We start from the raw sequence: 17,086 nt of genomic DNA on the forward strand, positions 1-17,086 counted from the left end.
CATTCCCCGGGGCCTCAGGGCCCGTGTCCGGCCCGCCTGACTAGTACCTGCTGAGCTTGATCGAGTTCATCGGCGTGAGGTCGACCCACCAGGTGGTGCCGGGCGGCTGGACGTACGAGTCGCAGCTCGACCCGTACGAGTCGTAGCAGATGCGGTCGACCCAGCCGTCGGTCTGGTTGTTGACCACGAAGTGCATCCCGACCTGGTTGTAGAGCTTGTAGACCCCGTCCCAGTACACGTTGGACGGCCTGTCGTTGTTCCAGCCCGCGTCGCGCGGATAGATGCACACCGCGCCGGACGGACACCCGTGCCACGAACCCGCGGCCTGCGCGGGGCCCGCCGCCAGGACCCCCGTACCCAGCGCCATCACCCCCGCGGCCGCCACGGTCGCGAGCTTCGTGCGTAACGACGTACGAGCCATCAGTGCCTCCTCGTCTCGGAGCGGGGGACCCCCCGTGGATTCCCCCGCAGCACCGATACTCGGCAGCCACGGCGGGACCCGCGATGGTTTCGGGCGTCGCCGAAACCTTCAGCCGCCGCTGCGCAGCAGGTCCACGCCCAGGCCGGTCGCCGAGTGCAGCACCGCCTTGCCGTCCCGCCGCGTGGTGATCAGTCCGGCCGCGCGCAGGGTGCGGGTGTGCTCGGAGACCGACGGGAGGCTGATGTCGAGGTCCCGCGCGAGCTCACTGGTCGTGCGCTGCTGCACCAGCTGCTGGAGCACCGCCGCCCTGGTCCGCCCGAGCAGCGCGTCCAGCGCCCCGTCCGCCGCGCTCGGGCCGACCAGCGGGAGCGGGGTCAGCGCCGGGTACATCAGCAGCCGCGCAGCGTCCGGCCCGCCCGGGCCCTCGGCCAGCAGCGGGCGGCCCGTCCAGAACGGCGAGGGCATCAGGATCAGGCCGCGCCCGCCCAGCCGGGTCTCGAAATCCGGCGGCCGCCCCACCTCGAAGGCCGTGCCCGACCACTGGGCCGCGGGGTGCGTGCTCGCGAGGCACACCTTGATGCCGTGGGTCGCCAGCAGCCGGGTGCGCCAGGCCACGTCCGCCTGGAAGGACTGCCGGATGCGCGGCCAGTGCGGGGCGATGACCAGCTCGTACACGGAGCGCAGCGCGCCGTCGAGCTGCCGCCACGCGTCGCGGTCCTCGGCCCACAGCGCGCGCAGCCAGGAGGCGGAGCCGGGGGCGCGGGCGGCGGTACGGGCCAGTTGCTCGCCGGTGAGCGACCCGGAGGCGTCCCGTACGGCGGCCAGCCCCTCCTCCAGCGTGTGCGAGAAGGGCTCGACGAACTGCAGGTTGTCGCCGTCGGGCCGCAGCAGGTCCAGCAGCGGCCGCACCCGGCCCGGTAACTCCCGGGTGACGTGGCCGCGCCAGCGGCCGAAAACCGCCTGCTCGTCGCGGCGCTGCCAGGCGACGACCGCCATGCCGAGCTCGACGAGCGGGAGCGGCTCGCGCGCGAAGGTGACGTTGAGCAGGTCCTCGGTCGTGAAGTGCACCCTCAGCATCGCGCCGCCCGCCCCCTTCGTCAGTGGCGTCTAGCCATACATGCGGCGCATCGCGAAGTCGACCATCTGCTCGACCGCCTTCGCGTCGAAGACCATCCGGTGGTCGCCCTCCATGTCGAGGACGAAGCCGTAGCCGGTGGGCAGCAGGTCGATGACCTCGGCGCCGGTGATCACGAAGTACTTGGACTCCTTGCCGGCGTACCGGCGCAGCTCCTTGAGCGTGGTGAACATCGGGATGACCGGCTGCTGCGTGTTGTGCAGCGCGAGGAACCCGGGGGTGTCGCCGCGCGGGCAGTAGACCTTCGAGGAGGCGAAGATCTGCTGGAAGTCCTCGGCGGACAGCGACCCGGTCGTGAACGCCCGGACCGCGTCCCCGAGGGAGGGCGGCGAGGGCTCGGGGTACAGCGGCGCCTGCTGCCCGTAGCCCTGCGGCGGCGGCTGCTGGGCGTACTGCTGCTGGGCACCCGGGTTCTGGTCGTAGCCGTACATGGGCCGAAGCCTACCGAGGCCGGGGGCGGCGGGGCCGCCGAGTTCCGGTCAGTGGGCCTTGAGGGCGGCGACGAAGGGTCCCCACGCCGCCGCGGAGACCACGATGGTCGGCCCGGTCCGTCGCTTCGAGTCCCGTACGGGCACCCAACCGGCGACGCCGTCGGCCACCTCGATGCAGGTACCACCGTCGCTGTTGGTGTAGCTGCTCGTACGCCAACGTGCGGCGCTCAAGTCAATGTCGCTGCTTGCCATTTCGGTAGTCCTCTGCGGCCGCCTCCATCATGGCGAGGGACGCCTCCGGCGGTAGCGCGGCGGCCCTCAGCAGATCGTACGACCTTCGATAGCGCTTCACGAGAGCCGGATCGTCGATGGTGACGCCACTGTGCAGCGACTCCGTATAGACCAGCGGCGGGGCTTCGGCGAAGGTCATGATGATGGTCGTACCGGCCGACATGAAGGGGTGCGCTCCGGCGTTCCACGGGACGATCTGTGGAACGATCCGATTGCGGCGGACCAGGGCCGTTACGTGGTCGAGTTGCTCTGCCATCCGCTCGGTCGGTACGACCGGCAGCCGCAGCAGCGACTCATGCAGGATGACCCAGTATTCCGGCGTCCCAGGGTCGCCTTCGAAGAGCTCAGCCCGCGCCATCCGGGCGTTGACCTTCACATCGGTCTCCTCCCGGGCTTCCAGCGGCCGTTCGGCCCGAGCCAGGGCGCGCGCATACGCAGCCGTCTGCAACAGGCCCGGAAATGCGGTCGGGCACCATTCCTCGATGGTCTCGGCCACCTTCTCCGCGTCCAGCACTTTCTCGGCATACCTGGCGTGGCCAACGCTCCGGGCCTTCCGCACGTCCTCGCAACGCCGCTCGAAGAATCCATCGGTGTCCAGCACCCGGTCGACGTGGCGTGCAAGATCCAGCGGCATGCGCCGCTGGCCGAGCTCGATCTCACTTAGATAGCTGGCCCCGTAAAAACTGCCCTCCACGGCCTGCTGGAGCGTGAGGCCCGCCGCCTCCCGGCGCCACCGCAGCTCTTTGCCGTAAAAGGCCGGCACGCTCGCCGAGCCGTCAATGTCCTTACGCGCGGCCACGATCGCCCGCCTTCCACACCTCGCACTGTGGACTCGAAACCCTTCCCACGCTACGCCGACCCCCGCCAGCCTGTGAGCAGTTCGTCACACTCCGCACCCACCACAGGATCGGCAGGCGCCGCCATGAGCGAGCACGACCGCGACCACGAGGCCACGGAAGCCCTGGAGGCACTCCGCAGCGCACTCGCCCGGCACGGGATCACGCTCCCGTCCCTCGACCTCCACCTCCTCTCCTACGCCGGCCGCTACGCCACCCCACCCCTCATCACCCTCGGCAACTGCAACGCCGCCACCGCGCAGCGACTGGCCGCCGCCCTGGCCACGCGGTGAACGACCTCACGATCCACCTGCTCGCCACCCCCGGGGCCGTCCCCCTGGCCCGGCACGCCGTGCGCGAGCACTTGGGACAGGGCGACTCCCTCGACGCCGAGCTCTGCGTCAGCGAGATGCTCAGCAACGTGATCAGCCACCTCGGCGAGGCGACGCCCGTCACCCTGCGCGTCACCGGAAGGGCATCCCGCACGCGGGTCGAGCTCACCGATCCCGACGCGCACGCGCAGCCCGTACCGCGGCAGGCCGCAGAGGGGGACGAGTCCGGTCGGGGGCTGGCCCTACTGGCCGCCCTGTCCCTGCGCTGGGGCGTCGCTCGAGCGCCCCGGGGGAAAACCGTGTGGTGCGAGCTGCCGAGAGCGTCGTCACAGTCCCGGCGGTAAGGGTTGCGCCTTATTACCGGCGGGTAGCATCATGACGTTACCGATTGGTATGTACGAGGAACCTGTCTCCCCGAGCCTTAACGGAGCCGTCGCCATGGGGCACTACAAGTCGAATCTCCGCGACATCGAGTTCAACCTCTTCGAGGTGCTCGGCCGCGACAAGCTGTACGGCACCGGTCCGTTCGAGGAGATGGACTCCGAGACCGCCAAGGACGTCCTGTCCGAGATAGCCCGTCTCGCCGAGAACGAGCTCGCCGAGTCCTTCGCGGACGCCGACCGCAACCCGCCCGTCTTCGACCCGGAGACGAACACGGCGCCGGTCCCGGCCTCCTTCAAGAAGAGCTACAAGGCCTTCATGGACTCCGAGTACTGGCGCATGGGCATCCCGGAGGAGATCGGCGGCACCGTCTCCCCGCGCTCCCTCGTCTGGGCCTACGCGGAGCTGCTGCTCGGCTCGAACCCGGCCATCTGGATGTACTCCTCCGGCCCGGCCTTCGCCGGTGTCCTGCACGAGGAGGGCAACGAGGCGCAGAAGAAGATCGCGCAGATCGCCGTCGAGAAGCGCTGGGGCTCCACGATGGTCCTGACCGAGCCGGACGCCGGCTCGGACGTCGGCGCCGGCCGCACCAAGGCCGTGCAGCAGGAGGACGGCTCCTGGCACATCGAGGGCGTGAAGCGCTTCATCACGTCCGGTGAGCACGACATGGAGGAGAACATCCTCCACTACGTCCTCGCGCGCCCCGAGGGCCACGGCCCGGGCACCAAGGGCCTGTCGCTCTTCCTCGTCCCGAAGTTCCACTTCGACTGGGAGACCGGCGAGCTGGGCGAGCGCAACGGCGTCTACGCGACGAACGTCGAGCACAAGATGGGCCTCAAGGCCTCCAACACGTGCGAGATGACCTTCGGCGACAAGCACCCCGCCAAGGGCTGGCTGATCGGCGACAAGCACGACGGCATCCGCCAGATGTTCATGATCATCGAGTTCGCCCGCATGATGGTCGGCACGAAGGCCATCGCGACGCTCTCGACGGGCTACCTGAACGCCCTGGAGTACGCCAAGGAGCGCGTGCAGGGTCCGGACCTGGCCAACTTCATGGACAAGACGGCCCCCAAGGTCACCATCACGCACCACCCCGACGTGCGCCGCTCGCTCATGACGCAGAAGGCGTACGCGGAGGGCATGCGCGCGCTGGTCCTCTACACCGCCTCCGTCCAGGACGACATCCAGATCAAGCAGGCCGCGGGCGAGGACACCACCGCGCTGGTCGGCCTCAACGACCTGCTCCTGCCGATCGTGAAGGGCTACGGCTCGGAGAAGTCCTACGAGCAGCTCGCCCAGTCCCTGCAGACCTTCGGTGGCTCCGGCTACCTGCAGGAGTACCCGATCGAGCAGTACATCCGCGACGCCAAGATCGACACCCTCTACGAGGGCACCACCGCGATCCAGGGTCAGGACTTCTTCTTCCGCAAGATCGTCCGCGACCAGGGCGCCTCCCTGAACGTCCTCTCCGAGACGATCAAGAAGTTCCTGGCCGAGGCCGTCGGCGGCGAGGAGCTCGCCCCGGCGCGCGACGCGCTCGCCAAGGCCGCCGTGGACCTGGAGGCCATCGTCGGCCAGATGATCGTCGACCTCACCGCCACCGGCGAGGACGTCAAGAACATCTACAAGGTCGGCCAGAACACCACCCGCCTGCTGATGGCCTCGGGTGACGTGGTCGTCGGTTACCTGCTGCTCAAGGGCGCGGCCGTGGCCGCCGAGAAGCTGCCGACCGCCTCCGCGAAGGACGCGCCGTTCTACACCGGCAAGATCGCCGCCGCGAAGTTCTTCGCGTCGCAGGTCCTGCCCGGCGTCTCCGTCCAGCGCGCGCTGGCCGAGGCCGTCGACAACACGCTGATGGACCTGGACGAGGCCGCCTTCTAGGCCGCGCCGTCCCGCAGGTCACCCGGCCGGGCCTTCCCGCACGGAGGCCCGGCCGCTGCCCGTCCGGGGTCCGGCGGCAGCACCCGCGTGGCCGCGCCGCGCCCGCATCCGGAGGGGACGGGCGCGGCGCGGCCGTGGGCGGGGGCGGACACCGGTCGTGCGACCCGGTGCCCGTACCCCCGCGCCGTCGGGGTCGGGTGTGCGGCGGGGCGCCCCCGCAGGGCGTCGAACGAAACCCGATCCGCTTGCCGGTGCCGCATGGGGTTCGACGCCCGAGGAGGTGCCCCGGCGCACGCCCGGCCCCGACGGCCCACCCTGCGGCCCGGCCCCGGCCGGGGTGCCGCTGCGCGGAGCCGGTCCCTACCCGCCCTTCCACCGTTCCCCGGGCTCCGCCCGGACCCACGCCTCAAACGCCGGCGGGGCTGGAGGGTGCGCGGCCCAGGGGTATCGGTCCGGTACAGGGCCTGTACTGCGGTTTTCTCCGTTGTCAGCCGTTCATGGGACGCTCGTAAGCATGAGTCCACAGGATCACCACGGCAGCAGGGGGTACTCCGTCCCCACCGGGCGCCCGTACGCCCTCAAGGAGCTGCAGGCGAGCCTGGGCAGTCTCGGCGACCACCTGCGCGAGCTGTACGACGGCGCCCACCCCGCCGAGTACGAGACCATCGCCGACGCCCTCTACGTGGCCTTCCAGACCGCCGCCGGCCTGGCCCCCGCCAAGAGCTACACCGGCTGCCCCGAGCACCCCAACGGCGCCCTCGACCCCGAGGCGCCCGAAGGCTGGGGCCGCTGCCTGATCTGCAACGACCGCCGCCGCCTCGGGCAGCGGCAGCGCATGAACGGCGCCCGCCAGGCCGCCCCCGCGCCCGCCGGCGGCGAGCAGCGGCGCCTCGGCTACCCCGTGCCCGACGGCCCGTACACCCTCCAGGTGCTGCGCCAGTACCTGCGCACCGTCGAGGACCAGCGCTTCCACCTGGGCCTCTCCTCGCCCTCCGACGAGTTCGTGCGCATCGCCGACGACCTCCACCGCGCCTTCATCGTCGCCCGCGAGCTCTCCCGCCCCCGCAACGCGTCGGGCTGCTCCGAGCACCCCGGAGCGCCCATCGACCCGGACGCGCCCCCGGGCGAGGCCTGTATCTTCTGCGCCGGACGCAAGAGACGCGCGCAGCGCTCCGCGCAGACCCCGGAGATGCTCCCGCGCATCCGCCGGGGCGAGCGCAGACAGCTGCAACGCCGCTTCGAGCGTCCGCCGGGCTGAGACGCCCCGGGCCCCGGACCACACCTCCCGGACCCGTCCTGTCGGCTATCCGCCGCAGTCCGGCCATGGCGTACACGACCGTCGTTAAGGTGAACCACATGAGCTCTCCCGCCCGCTTCGACCGCGGCCACACCGACGACCTGATGACCTTCCTGACGGCCAGTCCGTCGCCGTACCACGCCGTGGCCAATGCGGCCGAGCGGCTGGAGAAGGCAGGCTTCAGGCAGTTGTCGGAAACGGACGCCTGGGATGCCGGGTCCGGGGGCAGGTTCGTGCTCCGCGGCGGCGCGCTCATCGCCTGGTACGTCCCCGAAGGCGCGGAGGCCCACACCCCGTTCCGCATCATCGGCGCCCACACCGACTCCCCGAACCTGCGGGTCAAGCCGCTGCCGGACACGGGCTCCCAGGGCTGGCGGCAGGTCGCCGTCGAGATCTACGGCGGCACGCTGCTCAACACCTGGCTCGACCGGGACCTCGGCCTCGCCGGGCGGCTCACCCTGCACGACGGCACCGAGCGGCTGGTCAACGTGGACCGCGCGCTGCTGCGCGTTCCCCAACTCGCCGTGCACCTGGACCGGTCGGTGAACTCCGACGGGCTCAAGCTCGACAAGCAGCGCCACATGCAGCCGATCTGGGGCCTCGGCGACGTCCGCGAGGGCGACCTGATCTCCTTCCTGGAGGAGGAAGAGGGCCTGGAGCAGGGATCGGTGGCCGGCTGGGACCTGATGGTCCACTCCATCGAGCCGCCCTCCTACCTGGGCCGTGACCGCGAGCTGCTGGCCGGTCCGCGCATGGACAACCTGCTGTCCGTGCACGCGGGCGTCGCGGCGCTGGCCGCGGTCTCCGCCTCCGGCAAGCTCGACCACATCCCGGTCCTCGCCGCCTTCGACCACGAGGAGAACGGCTCGCAGTCGGACACGGGTGCGGACGGACCACTCCTGGGCAATGTGCTGGAACGTTCAGTCTTCGCGCGCGGCGGCTCGTACGAGGACAAGGCCCGCGCCTTCGCCGGCACCATCTGTCTGTCCTCGGACACGGGCCACGCGGTCCACCCCAACTACGGCGAGCGGCACGACCCCACGCACCACCCGCGCGCCAACGGCGGCCCCATCCTCAAGGTCAACGTGAACCAGCGCTACGCGACGGACGGCAGCGGCCGCGCGGTGTTCGCGAGCGCCTGCGAGCGGGCGGGGGTGCCGTGGCAGACCTTCGTCTCCAACAACTCGATGCCGTGCGGCACGACGATCGGCCCGATCACGGCCGCCCGCCACGGCATCCAGACGGTCGACATCGGCGTCGCGATCCTCTCGATGCACAGCGCCCGCGAACTGTGCGGCGCGGACGACCCGTACCTCCTCGCGAACGCCCTGGTGGCCTTCCTGGAGGCCTGACGCCCCGTCCGGCACGCAAGACCCCGCCCCGAACTCCTAGCCCGGGACGGGGTCTTCCGCATGTGACGCTGACGCTGCTACTCCTGGTCGTCCATGCCCGCGAGGACCAGCGGCAGCCGGGCGGCTCCCCCGGCCGTGACGCGGACCGGAACGCCCCAGTCCTGCTGGTGGACGTGGCAGGCCGGGTACTCGTTCTCCGGGTCGTCGTCGCAGGACGCGGCCATCGCCGAGACGTGCAGGACGCCCTCGGTGACGTCCGGGTTCAGCGCGAGCTCCCGGAAGAGGTCGGTGCCCGCACCCTCGCCCGCCGCCAGCAACTCCGCCGGGGTCGAGGACACCAGCAGGCGGGTGGAGGGGCCGTAGCGGGTGTCCAGCTTCTGGCCGGCCGGCGCCTGGAAGACCACGTCGAGGCGGAGCGTGCCGGGGGCGACCTCGGTGGCGGCCCGCTGGGTGCGGTGGGCGACCGCGTCGACCCGTACGGCCTCCTCGGGGAGCCGCAGCCGGGTCAGCCGGTGCCGGGCGGACTCCACGACGACGATGTCGGCCCCCACGAGCACGGCGTCGCTCGGCTCGCGCAGGTCGGTGGCGAGGGTGGAGACCTGGCCGGTGGCGGGGTCGAAGCGGCGCAGGGCGTGGTTGTACGTGTCGCACACGGCGACCGAGCCGTCGGGCAGGGCCGTCACCCCGAGCGGGTGCTGGAGCAGGGCCTGGGCCGCTTCCCCGTCCCGGTGACCGAAGTCGAACAGCCCGGTGCCGACGGCGGACCGGATCGCGTACCCGTCGCCCTCGCCGTCCGGCTCGACGTAACGCAGGGCGCTGGTCTCGGAGTCGGCGATCCACAGCCGGTCCCCGGCGGCGGCGAGCCCGGACGGCTGCGCGAACCAGGCCTCGGCGGCGGGTCCGTCGTGCAGCCCCTCGTTGGTGGTTCCGGCGGCGACCTCGACGGTGCCCGCCTCCGGGTCCCAGGTCCACAGCTGGTGCACGCCCGCCATGGCGATCCACACCTTGCCCCGCCACCAGGCCACGTCCCACGGCGAGGACAGGTCCACTTCGAGGGCCGGCCCGGAGGTCGGCGACCCCTGCCACCACTGCCGCCCGGTGCCGGCGACGGTCTCGACGGCCCCGCTCTCCAGGTCGAGGACGCGCAGCGCGTGGTTGACGGTGTCCGCGACCACCACGCGGCCGTCGGGCAGCAGCGCCAGCCCCTGCGGCTCGCTGAAGGCGTCCGCGCCGAAGCCGCGCTCGCCGCTGCCGATGCGCCGTACGACGCTCTCGCCGTCGGCGGCCAGCTCGACGAGCTGGTGCCGGGTCGAGTCCGAGACCAGGAAGTTGCCGCCGGGCAGCAGCAGCGCCTTCCCCGGGAACCTCAGGTCGGTCGAGACGGGCTCGGGCGCCACGTACGGCCCGTCGCCGCGCCGCAGCGTCCCCTTGGCCTCGTGCTCGGCCTCCAGCTCCTCCACCAGCCGCGCGATGGCGTGCGCGTGTCCCTCGCCGGCGTGCTGGGCGACGATGTACCCCTCGGGGTCGATCACGACGAGCGTGGGCCAGGCGCGTACGGCGTACTGCTTCCAGGTGGCGAGCTCCGGGTCGTCCAGCACGGGGTGGTGCACCTCGTACCGCTCGACGGCGTCGACGACGGCGGCGTGCTCGGCCTCGTGCACGAACTTCGGCGAGTGCACGCCGATGATGACGACGGTGTCGCGGTGCTTCTCCTCCAGCTCGCGCAGCTCGTCGAGGACGTGCAGGCAGTTGATGCAGCAGAACGTCCAAAAGTCGAGGATCGTGATGCGTCCCCGCAGGTCGGAGAGGGTGAGCTCCTTGCCTCCGGTGTTCAACCAGCCACCCTTGCCGATCAGCTCGGGGGCACGGAGACGGGCACGGCGGGGCGCGGGCGCGGGGGTGGGCGCCGGGGCGGAATCGTTCATGCTTCAAGCTTGCCATCCCGCTGTGAACGCCGAATAACGCGAGTACGGCGATGATCGCGTCCGATAGCGTGCGTTCACGTGACAGCCACCACGCCGCCGAGCAGGCGCATATTCGACGCCCTGGACGCCACCGCCGTCCGGAGCATCTCGCAGTTGGGCGCGTTGTACGAGGAGCCCAGCGAGCTGGTCCGGCGCAAGGCCGTGGACCGGATCCACGACGTGGCCCGTGCGGTCATCGGGCGGTCCTCGCTGGTGTTCCTCGCCAGCGCCGGGGCCGACGGGAGCTGCGACGTGACCCCTCGGGGCGGGCCGGCCGGATTCGTGGCCGTCCTGGACGAGTTCACCCTCGCCATCCCCGACGCCACCGGCAACAAGCGCATCGACACCATCCGCAACATCGTGGAGACGGGTCGGGCCGGACTGATCTTCGTCATCCCCGGCCGGACCACCACCCTGCGCGTGAACGGGCGGGCCTGCGTCTCCGCCGACCCCGAGCTGCTGGAGCGGCTGACGCCCGTGGGCAAGCCTCCGCGCAGCGCGATCGTCGTGGGGGTCGAGGAGGTCTTCCAGCACTGCCCGAAGGCGTTCCTGCGCGGCAACGCCTGGAAGCCCGAGCAGTGGGTGGCCGCCGACGCCGTCCCCACGTCCGCCGAGGTCACGCAGTCCCACCTCGACATGCCGGACCTGACCATCGAGGACATCCTGCAGAGCGAGCGGGATTCCCTGCTGTACCGCTACGAGTAGTCGAAGAGGGTGCTGAGGCGGGGCAGGCGGGCGGCGGTCTCCGCCGTGTCGTCGAAGTCGAAGTCCCAGGACGGGTCCAGGGCCGGGTAGCTGATCGTGAAGGAATCCGCGGGCAGTTCGCCGCCGGTGGCGGACTCGTAGGCGCTCCAGGCGATCGAGAGGGCGTCCTCGTCCCACAGCTCCAGGCCCTCCGCCGCCGCCTCGCGGACCGCGGGGTGGGCGGCCAGGGAGTCCGGGTCGGCCAGGGCCGCCTCGAAGGCCGCCTGCCCCTGTGTGAGGAGCCAGCCGCGGAAGTAGTCGAATCCGTCGTCCGAGCAGCCGCCGTTGATGACGTAGGCCGCGGCCCAGAGCGGGGCCCGGTAGGACTCGGAGAGCAGGTCCCACAGCACCTGCTGGGCCTCGGCTATCTCCGCCGGCGGGCGCGCGGCGAGCAGCTCCGCGGCACGCGCCGACACCTCCTCCGGCTCCGACCCCGCCTGCTCGCGGGCCGATTCGATCAGCTTCCAGAACGTCTGCTTGTCCATGGGGAAAGCGTGGCAGCCGGGTCTGACATCAGGGGGTGGTGGAGCCGAGGAAGGAGTGCAGGGATCCGGTGAGGGCCGCCACGAAGGCGTCCTGGACGTCGGGGGCGACGAGGTCCAGGGAGAGGTACGGGTTCAGGTCCTCCAGCTCGACGAGGAGCAGTTCGCCGGAGGGGGCCCGGCAGGCGTCCACGCGCTGGATGCCGTGGGCGAGGGTGTTCCACTCGACGAAGGTCCGGGCGAAGTCCAGGTCGGCGGGGGTGGGCTCGTAGGGGACGAGCTCCCAGCGGCGGGCCGGGTCGGGGGCGTACAGGGCGTACTGGAAGGCGTCGTCGACGAAGTAGAAGGACACCTCGTAGGCGAAGTCGACGCGGGGCTGGATGAGGACCGATCCCGCCGGGCCCTGCGGGTCCTCGGTGAAGGTGAGGCCGATGGAGTCCGCGCCCTGCTTGGGCTTGACCGCGTAGACGGGGACCTGCGGCAGCTCGGACAGCCTGGCCGGGTCGTCGACCGTCGGGATCACCGGGTAGCCGGCGGCGGTGAGGTCGAGGAGGTACTCCTTGCCCGCCATGTCGCCGCGGCCGCCGAGCGGGTTGTAGACGCGGGTGCCGGCGGCGAGGGCGGCGGCGCGGAAGGAGTCGTAGGCCTGCTGGTAGTGCAGGACCGGGCCGCTGTTGCGGACGATCACCGCGTCGAAGCCGAGGGGCGCGAGGGCCTGCGCGTCGGCCGGGTGGCACAGGGCGAGCTCGAAGCCGGCGGCCCGGAGGCGGGAGGTGAGGAATATGTCCTCGTCGCAGTAGCGGCGGCCGCGCGCCGGGTACGACAGGTCGGTCACGTAGAGGAGAGGCATGCCCGCAACCTATCGCGGGCACTGATCAGCGCATGAAATACCTCGTACGGGACAAAATGCTGGCCATCGGGGACGACTACTGGATCGAGGACGAGGACGGCCGGCACGCCTTCCTCGTCGACGGCAAGGCGCTGCGCTTCCGGGACACGCTGGAGCTGAAGGACCCGGACGGCCTGATCCTGATCACCCTGCGGGAGAAGCTGCTCGGCTTCCGCGACACGATGACGCTGGAACGGGACGGCCGACGGCTGGCGCGGATCCGGCGCAAACGATGGTCGCTGCTGCGCAACCACTTCCTCGTGACCCTGATCGAGGGCACGGAGCTCGACGTCAGCGGTCGGATCCTGGACCGGGAGTTCAAGGTCGAGTACGAGGGTGAGCTGCTCGCGCTGGTCTCGCGGCAGTGGTACCGGATCCGCGAGACCTACGCGGTGGACGTGATCCGCGAGGACGCGGACGCGGCGCTGCTGGTGGCGGTGGCGGTGTGCGTGATCCGCATGGCGGAGGCGGAACGGTAGGGGGCCGACAGCCCGTGCTCCCCGTCGTTCCGCCCGATGTCTCCCTGCTGCCCGGCGGCACTCAGCGCCGTCGACCCGAAGAGCAGGTTGACGGCCAGCACGATCCCGGAAGCGACCCGGTACCGGTTGCCGAGCCGGGAGCCGCTCCGCTCGATCAAGGTGGGCAGCGCGCCGAGCGCCCCGATCCCGGCGAAACCCGCACCCACGTACGCCTTCCAAAGGGTGTCCGCTCCCGCGTCGGCGTAGAACCCGAAACAGACCACGGGCAGCACGGCGCAGATGCCCAGCCGAACACCGTGCCGCACGCCCGCGCGTGCGGGCGGGGGCGGCGGCACCCGGACGGGGGGCCGGGCCGGGCCCGGCAGGTGGCGGGTCGGCGCCGGCTGCGGTGGCTGCGGTGACGGGTCGGACGTCCCAGGGGCCCGAGGCCCCGCTGCGGCGGCCTCGGCCGCCGCCCGCAGGGCCGTGCGCATCGCCGCCGCGTTCGGGTAGCGGTCCTCCGGGCTCTTCGCCAGCGCGCGGGCCAGGACGGCCTCCAGCGCCGGCAGGCCCGGGAGCCCGCGGGAGGCCAGCGTCGGCGGCGGGTCGTTCACGTGCCGTACGGCGATCGCGAACACGTCGGCCCCGCCGAAGGGGGGCCGGCCCGTCAGCATCTCGAAGAGCAGCACGCCGACGGCGTAGAGGTCCGACCGCCCGTCGAGGGGCAGGCCCCGCGCCTGTTCCGGGGACATGTAGTACGCCGTTCCGACCATCATCCCGGTGCCCGTCAGCGTGGTCCCGGCACCGGCCCCGGCGATCGCCCTCACGATCCCGAAGTCCGCGACCTTCGTGATGTCGCCCTCCGCGAGCAGTACGTTCGCCGGCTTGATGTCGCGGTGCACGAGCGCCTGGTCGTGGCTGGCTCCCAGCGCGTTCAGGACCTGGTCCGCGACGTGCAGCGCGGCCGGCACCGGGAGCGCGCCGCCCGTGCGGAGCCGGTGCGCGAGCGAGGGCCCCGTCACCAACTCCATCACGAAGTACGGCACCGGCGGCCCGTCGCGGCGGGGCTCCTCGCCGGTGTCGTGGACGGTCACCACGTTCGGATGCGCGAGTTTGGCCATCGCCCGGGCCTCCCGCCGGAACCGCTCCGGGAGGCCCGGCTCGACGGCGAGCCCGGGCAGCATGGTCTTGATCGCCACCGGCCGCGCGAGCTTCAGGTCGTAGGCCTGGTAGACCTGCGCCATTCCGCCCTCACCGAGTGACCCGTCGATGCGGTACCGGCCGCCGGCCAGGGTCTCGCCCTGCGTGAACACGTCCCCCATGCGAGAGATCGTAGGAGCAACTCCACGGCGGCATAAGGCCGCCGGGGGATCTAGCGCGGCGGTCGCAGGCCCAGCATGCGGTCCTTCAGGGCCGGGAACTGCTCGCGGGTCTCGTCGACCTTGGCCGGGTCGAGGTCGACGGTGAGGACGTCCTCGCCGGGGCCCGCCTCGGCGAGGACCTCGCCCCACGGGTCGACGACCAGGCTGTGTCCGGCCTGCTCGACGCCCGCGTGCGTGCCGGCCAGGCCGCAGGCCAGGACGTACGACTGGTCCTCGACGGCGCGGGCCCGGTTGAGCAGGGTCCAGTGGGCGCGGCGGCGCGCGGGCCAGCCGGCGGCGACGACCATCGTGGTGGCGCCGGCGTCGACGAGGCCCCGGAAGAGCTCCGGGAAGCGCAGGTCGTAGCAGGTGGCGATGCCGAGGGTCTGTTCCGGCAGCCGCACCGTGGTGAGGGAGTCGCCGGGGGTCATCATCACGGCCTCGCCCTGGTCGAAGCCGAACCGGTGGATCTTGCGGTAGGTGGCGGCCAGCTCGCCCTCCGGGGAGACCACGAGGACGGTGTTGTGGAGCGAGCCGTCGCCGGCCCGCTCCACGACCGATCCGGCGTGCAGCCAGACCCCCGCGTCGCGGGCGGCCTTGGACATGACCTCGAAGGTCGGGCCGTCGAGGGGTTCGGCCTCGGTCTCGAAGAGTTCGTAGGCGAACGCGCCGACCGTCCACAGTTCGGGCAGGACGACAAGATCCGACCCGGACTGTTCTCGTACGAGATCGGCCACTCGGGCACGTCGGGAAGACACCGACTCGCCCTCGTTCACTGCGATTTGGATCAGCGAGGCGCGCACATTACCACCGTCCTGGCGTTCAAGCCGTCAACTCGGGCCTACGATCGTCACACGAAAGCACTGCCGGGGTGCTCACAGGCAGCGTAGTTTTGGATGGCGAGCCACTGCTTCCGAACGCGCCACTGAACAGCACCGCGAGGGGTCCCGTTGACCGTCCATCCGCATCCCAGCCTCCAGCCCTATGCCGAAGCGTGGACGCACTCCATCGAGGCGATATCCGAGCTGGTCCTCCCCCTGACGGAGGGCGAGTGGAACCGTGCGACACCGTGCCCGGGCTGGTCGGTCCGTGACGTCGTGTCACACATCATCGGCGTCGAATGCGAGCAGCTCGGCGACCCGAGGCCGATCCACACGGTCGCACGGGACCTGCGGCACGTGGTGGACGAGTTCAGCCGGTACATGGAGGTGCAGGTCGACGTGCGCCGTCACCACACCGCGCCGGAGATGACCTCGGAGCTGGAGTACACCGTCATCCGCCGCTCGCGCCAGCTGCGCAACGAGAAGCGGGATCCGGACACCATGGTGCGGGGTCCGCTGGGCGACCAGGTGACGCTGGAGCACGCGCTGCGGCTGCGCGCGTTCGACGTGTGGATCCACGAGCAGGACCTGCGGGCGGCGCTGGGGGTGCCGGGCAACTGGGACTCGCCCGGCGCGTACGTGGCCCGGGACATCCTCCTCGCCGGCCTGCCGAAGGTGGTCGCGAAGCGGGCGGGCGCGCCGGCGAACTCCGCGGTGGTCATCGACGTCCACGGCCCGCTGGAGTTCATGCGGACGGTGCGCGTGGACGCGGAGGGCCGCGGGACCCTGGACAAGTCGCCGTCGCTGGGCCCCGCCGTCACCCTCGCCCTGGACTGGGAGACGTACGTCCGCCTCGCGGCGGGCCGCGTACGACCGCGGGCGGTCGCGGACCGGGTGAAGGTCGAGGGCGACCCGGAACTGGCGGAGGCGATCCTGGCGAACTTCTCGGTGACGCCGTGACGCCGTGACGTCGTGACGTCGTGACGCCGTGACGCCGTGACGCGCTCACACCGCGCCGGCCCGGGCCCCCGCCACCCGCCGGTACTCGCTCGGGCTGGTCCCGTACGCCTCCCGGAAGGCGCGGCTGAAGGAGGCCGCGTTCGGGAAGGACCAGCGGGTGGCGATCTCGTGGACCGGTCGGGATGCCAGGGCCGGACGGGTCAGGTCCGTGCGGCAGCGTTCCAGACGGCGGCGGCGGATGGACGCCGCCACGGTCTCGTCGCCCGCCGAGCGGAACAGCGCGTGGAGGGCGCGTACGGACAGGCCGTGCGCGGCGGCGATCGTGCCGGGGGTGAGGCCCGGGTCGCCGAGGTGGTGCTCGATGAAGGCGTCGACGCGCTCGCGCAGGGCACGGGTACGGGTCTCGACGGGGAGTTCCCCGTAGACGTCGAGGCGGTGCGCGAAGCAGGCCGCGGCCAGGTCGGCGGCGGCGTCGCCCAGCTCGGCCAGCTCGCGCGGTGTGCAGGCCGGGGCGTGCTCGGCGAGCGAGGCGACGAACCGGGCCAGGACCGCGGCCGTGCCGCTGTCCGCGGCGATCCGTCGGCCGAGGAGCCGGTCGACCCGGCAGGGCCGCAGCGGCAGGACGCCCTTCGGCAGGTGGACGATGACCGAGCCGCTCGGGCCGTGCCCGGGGTGGGCGATGGTCTCCTGGGGCCGCGAGGTGTCCCACAGGATCATGTCGCCGACGCCGAACTCCTCGTCGGCGCCGTTGTGGGCCATCCACCACCGGCCGCCGGTGATCAGTGCCAGCTGGTACTGCTCCGGGTCGCCGCGCCGGATCAGGGCGGGCGTGCGGCGCGAGTGCAGGGGCGAGTGCGAGAACGTCGACAGCCGTGTGCCGCCGAGGGCGAGCGTCGAGGCCTCCGCGTGGAAGTCGGCGTGGCGCTCGCTGACGATGGCGGTCGGGATCAGCGCGGAGGCGACGACGTCGCTGAACCACTCGAACCTCTCCGCCACCGGCACCGCGGTGGCGGAGGCGCTGGTCCACATTCCGGCGGTCCCCCTCGG

At 71.8% G+C, this 17,086-nt stretch carries 19 protein-coding genes; 8 read left to right on the top strand and 11 right to left on the bottom strand.

Features of this window, described 5'->3' with window-relative positions; genetic code table 11:
• Positions 1–40 precede the first annotated feature (40 nt).
• The 5 genes from ACFYZL_RS15155 to ACFYZL_RS15175 all read right to left on the bottom strand — a co-directional run bounded on the left by ACFYZL_RS15155 (position 41) and on the right by ACFYZL_RS15175 (position 3,077).
• On the bottom strand, positions 41–421 hold the full coding sequence (locus tag ACFYZL_RS15155) for a hypothetical protein (protein WP_384755724.1): 381 nt from the start codon (positions 419–421) through the stop codon (positions 41–43).
• Between the two features lie 108 nt (positions 422–529).
• Positions 530–1,498, bottom strand: coding sequence for an ArsR/SmtB family transcription factor (locus tag ACFYZL_RS15160; RefSeq protein WP_384755727.1), 969 nt, complete (start codon positions 1,496–1,498; stop codon positions 530–532).
• A 30-nt stretch (positions 1,499–1,528) separates the two neighbouring features.
• Complete coding sequence (locus tag ACFYZL_RS15165) at positions 1,529–1,987, bottom strand: SseB family protein (RefSeq protein WP_384755730.1); 459 nt, start codon at positions 1,985–1,987, stop codon at positions 1,529–1,531.
• A 48-nt stretch (positions 1,988–2,035) separates the two neighbouring features.
• Entirely contained in the window at positions 2,036–2,218 is a 183-nt protein-coding gene (locus ACFYZL_RS15170) for a DUF397 domain-containing protein (RefSeq protein WP_384755733.1), read from the bottom strand.
• Between the two features lies 1 nt (position 2,219).
• Positions 2,220–3,077: a helix-turn-helix transcriptional regulator gene (locus ACFYZL_RS15175; RefSeq protein ID WP_388679218.1), complete on the bottom strand. Its 858-nt coding sequence runs from the start codon at positions 3,075–3,077 to the stop codon at positions 2,220–2,222.
• 123 nt (positions 3,078–3,200) lie between these two features.
• Here ACFYZL_RS15175 and ACFYZL_RS15180 point away from each other — a divergent pair, with 123 nt between their 5' ends.
• The 5 genes from ACFYZL_RS15180 (at position 3,201) to ACFYZL_RS15200 (ending at position 8,360) form a co-directional block, all read left to right on the top strand.
• The gene (locus tag ACFYZL_RS15180; RefSeq protein ID WP_384755739.1) at positions 3,201–3,407 is read left to right on the top strand and encodes a hypothetical protein; all 207 of its coding nucleotides are present in this window, start codon (positions 3,201–3,203) and stop codon (positions 3,405–3,407) included.
• Positions 3,404–3,790, top strand: a complete 387-nt coding sequence (locus ACFYZL_RS15185) for an ATP-binding protein (RefSeq protein ID WP_384755742.1) — start codon at positions 3,404–3,406, stop codon at positions 3,788–3,790. The genes ACFYZL_RS15180 and ACFYZL_RS15185 overlap by 4 nt, the downstream gene beginning before the upstream one ends.
• Positions 3,791–3,884: 94 nt before the next feature.
• Positions 3,885–5,711 carry an acyl-CoA dehydrogenase gene (locus ACFYZL_RS15190; RefSeq protein ID WP_384755745.1) on the top strand — a complete coding sequence of 609 codons (1,827 nt, stop codon included), beginning with the start codon at positions 3,885–3,887 and terminating at the stop codon, positions 5,709–5,711.
• A gap of 514 nt (positions 5,712–6,225) precedes the next feature.
• Positions 6,226–6,969: a hypothetical protein gene (locus ACFYZL_RS15195; RefSeq protein WP_384745918.1), complete on the top strand. Its 744-nt coding sequence runs from the start codon at positions 6,226–6,228 to the stop codon at positions 6,967–6,969.
• A 98-nt stretch (positions 6,970–7,067) separates the two neighbouring features.
• Positions 7,068–8,360, top strand: coding sequence for a M18 family aminopeptidase (locus tag ACFYZL_RS15200; RefSeq protein ID WP_384745919.1), 1,293 nt, complete (start codon positions 7,068–7,070; stop codon positions 8,358–8,360).
• 77 nt (positions 8,361–8,437) lie between these two features.
• Here the strand turns inward: ACFYZL_RS15200 and ACFYZL_RS15205 are convergent, their stop codons facing one another.
• Positions 8,438–10,285, bottom strand: coding sequence for an NHL domain-containing thioredoxin family protein (locus ACFYZL_RS15205; RefSeq protein ID WP_388679223.1), 1,848 nt, complete (start codon positions 10,283–10,285; stop codon positions 8,438–8,440).
• A 78-nt stretch (positions 10,286–10,363) separates the two neighbouring features.
• Between ACFYZL_RS15205 and ACFYZL_RS15210 the strand changes: the two genes are divergently transcribed.
• Positions 10,364–11,029, top strand: a complete 666-nt coding sequence (locus ACFYZL_RS15210) for an MSMEG_1061 family FMN-dependent PPOX-type flavoprotein (protein WP_384745921.1) — start codon at positions 10,364–10,366, stop codon at positions 11,027–11,029.
• Here ACFYZL_RS15210 and ACFYZL_RS15215 read toward each other — a convergent pair.
• Positions 11,020–11,553, bottom strand: a complete 534-nt coding sequence (locus tag ACFYZL_RS15215) for a DUF4240 domain-containing protein (protein WP_384745922.1) — start codon at positions 11,551–11,553, stop codon at positions 11,020–11,022. The two genes, ACFYZL_RS15210 and ACFYZL_RS15215, sit on opposite strands and share 10 nt — an antisense overlap.
• A gap of 28 nt (positions 11,554–11,581) precedes the next feature.
• Positions 11,582–12,400 carry a hypothetical protein gene (locus ACFYZL_RS15220; RefSeq protein WP_384745923.1) on the bottom strand — a complete coding sequence of 273 codons (819 nt, stop codon included), beginning with the start codon at positions 12,398–12,400 and terminating at the stop codon, positions 11,582–11,584.
• A gap of 32 nt (positions 12,401–12,432) precedes the next feature.
• Here ACFYZL_RS15220 and ACFYZL_RS15225 point away from each other — a divergent pair, with 32 nt between their 5' ends.
• Positions 12,433–12,918 (top strand): LURP-one-related/scramblase family protein, encoded by a 486-nt coding sequence (locus tag ACFYZL_RS15225; RefSeq protein WP_384745924.1) that lies wholly within the window; start codon positions 12,433–12,435, stop codon positions 12,916–12,918.
• Here the strand turns inward: ACFYZL_RS15225 and ACFYZL_RS15230 are convergent.
• Both ACFYZL_RS15230 and ACFYZL_RS15235 read right to left on the bottom strand, forming a co-directional pair.
• The gene (locus tag ACFYZL_RS15230; protein ID WP_388679228.1) at positions 12,825–14,219 is read right to left on the bottom strand and encodes a protein kinase; all 1,395 of its coding nucleotides are present in this window, start codon (positions 14,217–14,219) and stop codon (positions 12,825–12,827) included. The two genes, ACFYZL_RS15225 and ACFYZL_RS15230, sit on opposite strands and share 94 nt — an antisense overlap.
• 50 nt (positions 14,220–14,269) lie before the next feature.
• Positions 14,270–15,061 (bottom strand): carbon-nitrogen family hydrolase, encoded by a 792-nt coding sequence (locus tag ACFYZL_RS15235; RefSeq protein WP_384745926.1) that lies wholly within the window; start codon positions 15,059–15,061, stop codon positions 14,270–14,272.
• A 147-nt stretch (positions 15,062–15,208) separates the two neighbouring features.
• Between ACFYZL_RS15235 and ACFYZL_RS15240 the strand changes: the two genes are divergently transcribed.
• A complete protein-coding gene (locus tag ACFYZL_RS15240; protein WP_384745927.1) occupies positions 15,209–16,039 on the top strand; it encodes a maleylpyruvate isomerase family mycothiol-dependent enzyme in 831 nt (276 codons plus the stop codon).
• A 45-nt stretch (positions 16,040–16,084) separates the two neighbouring features.
• Here ACFYZL_RS15240 and ACFYZL_RS15245 read toward each other — a convergent pair whose 3' ends face one another.
• Positions 16,085–17,068, bottom strand: a complete 984-nt coding sequence (locus ACFYZL_RS15245) for a helix-turn-helix domain-containing protein (protein WP_384745928.1) — start codon at positions 17,066–17,068, stop codon at positions 16,085–16,087.
• Positions 17,069–17,086 lie beyond the last annotated feature (18 nt).

The organism is Streptomyces sp. NPDC001717 (assembly GCF_042892775.1).
In the GTDB taxonomy this organism is placed as follows: domain Bacteria; phylum Actinomycetota; class Actinomycetes; order Streptomycetales; family Streptomycetaceae; genus Streptomyces.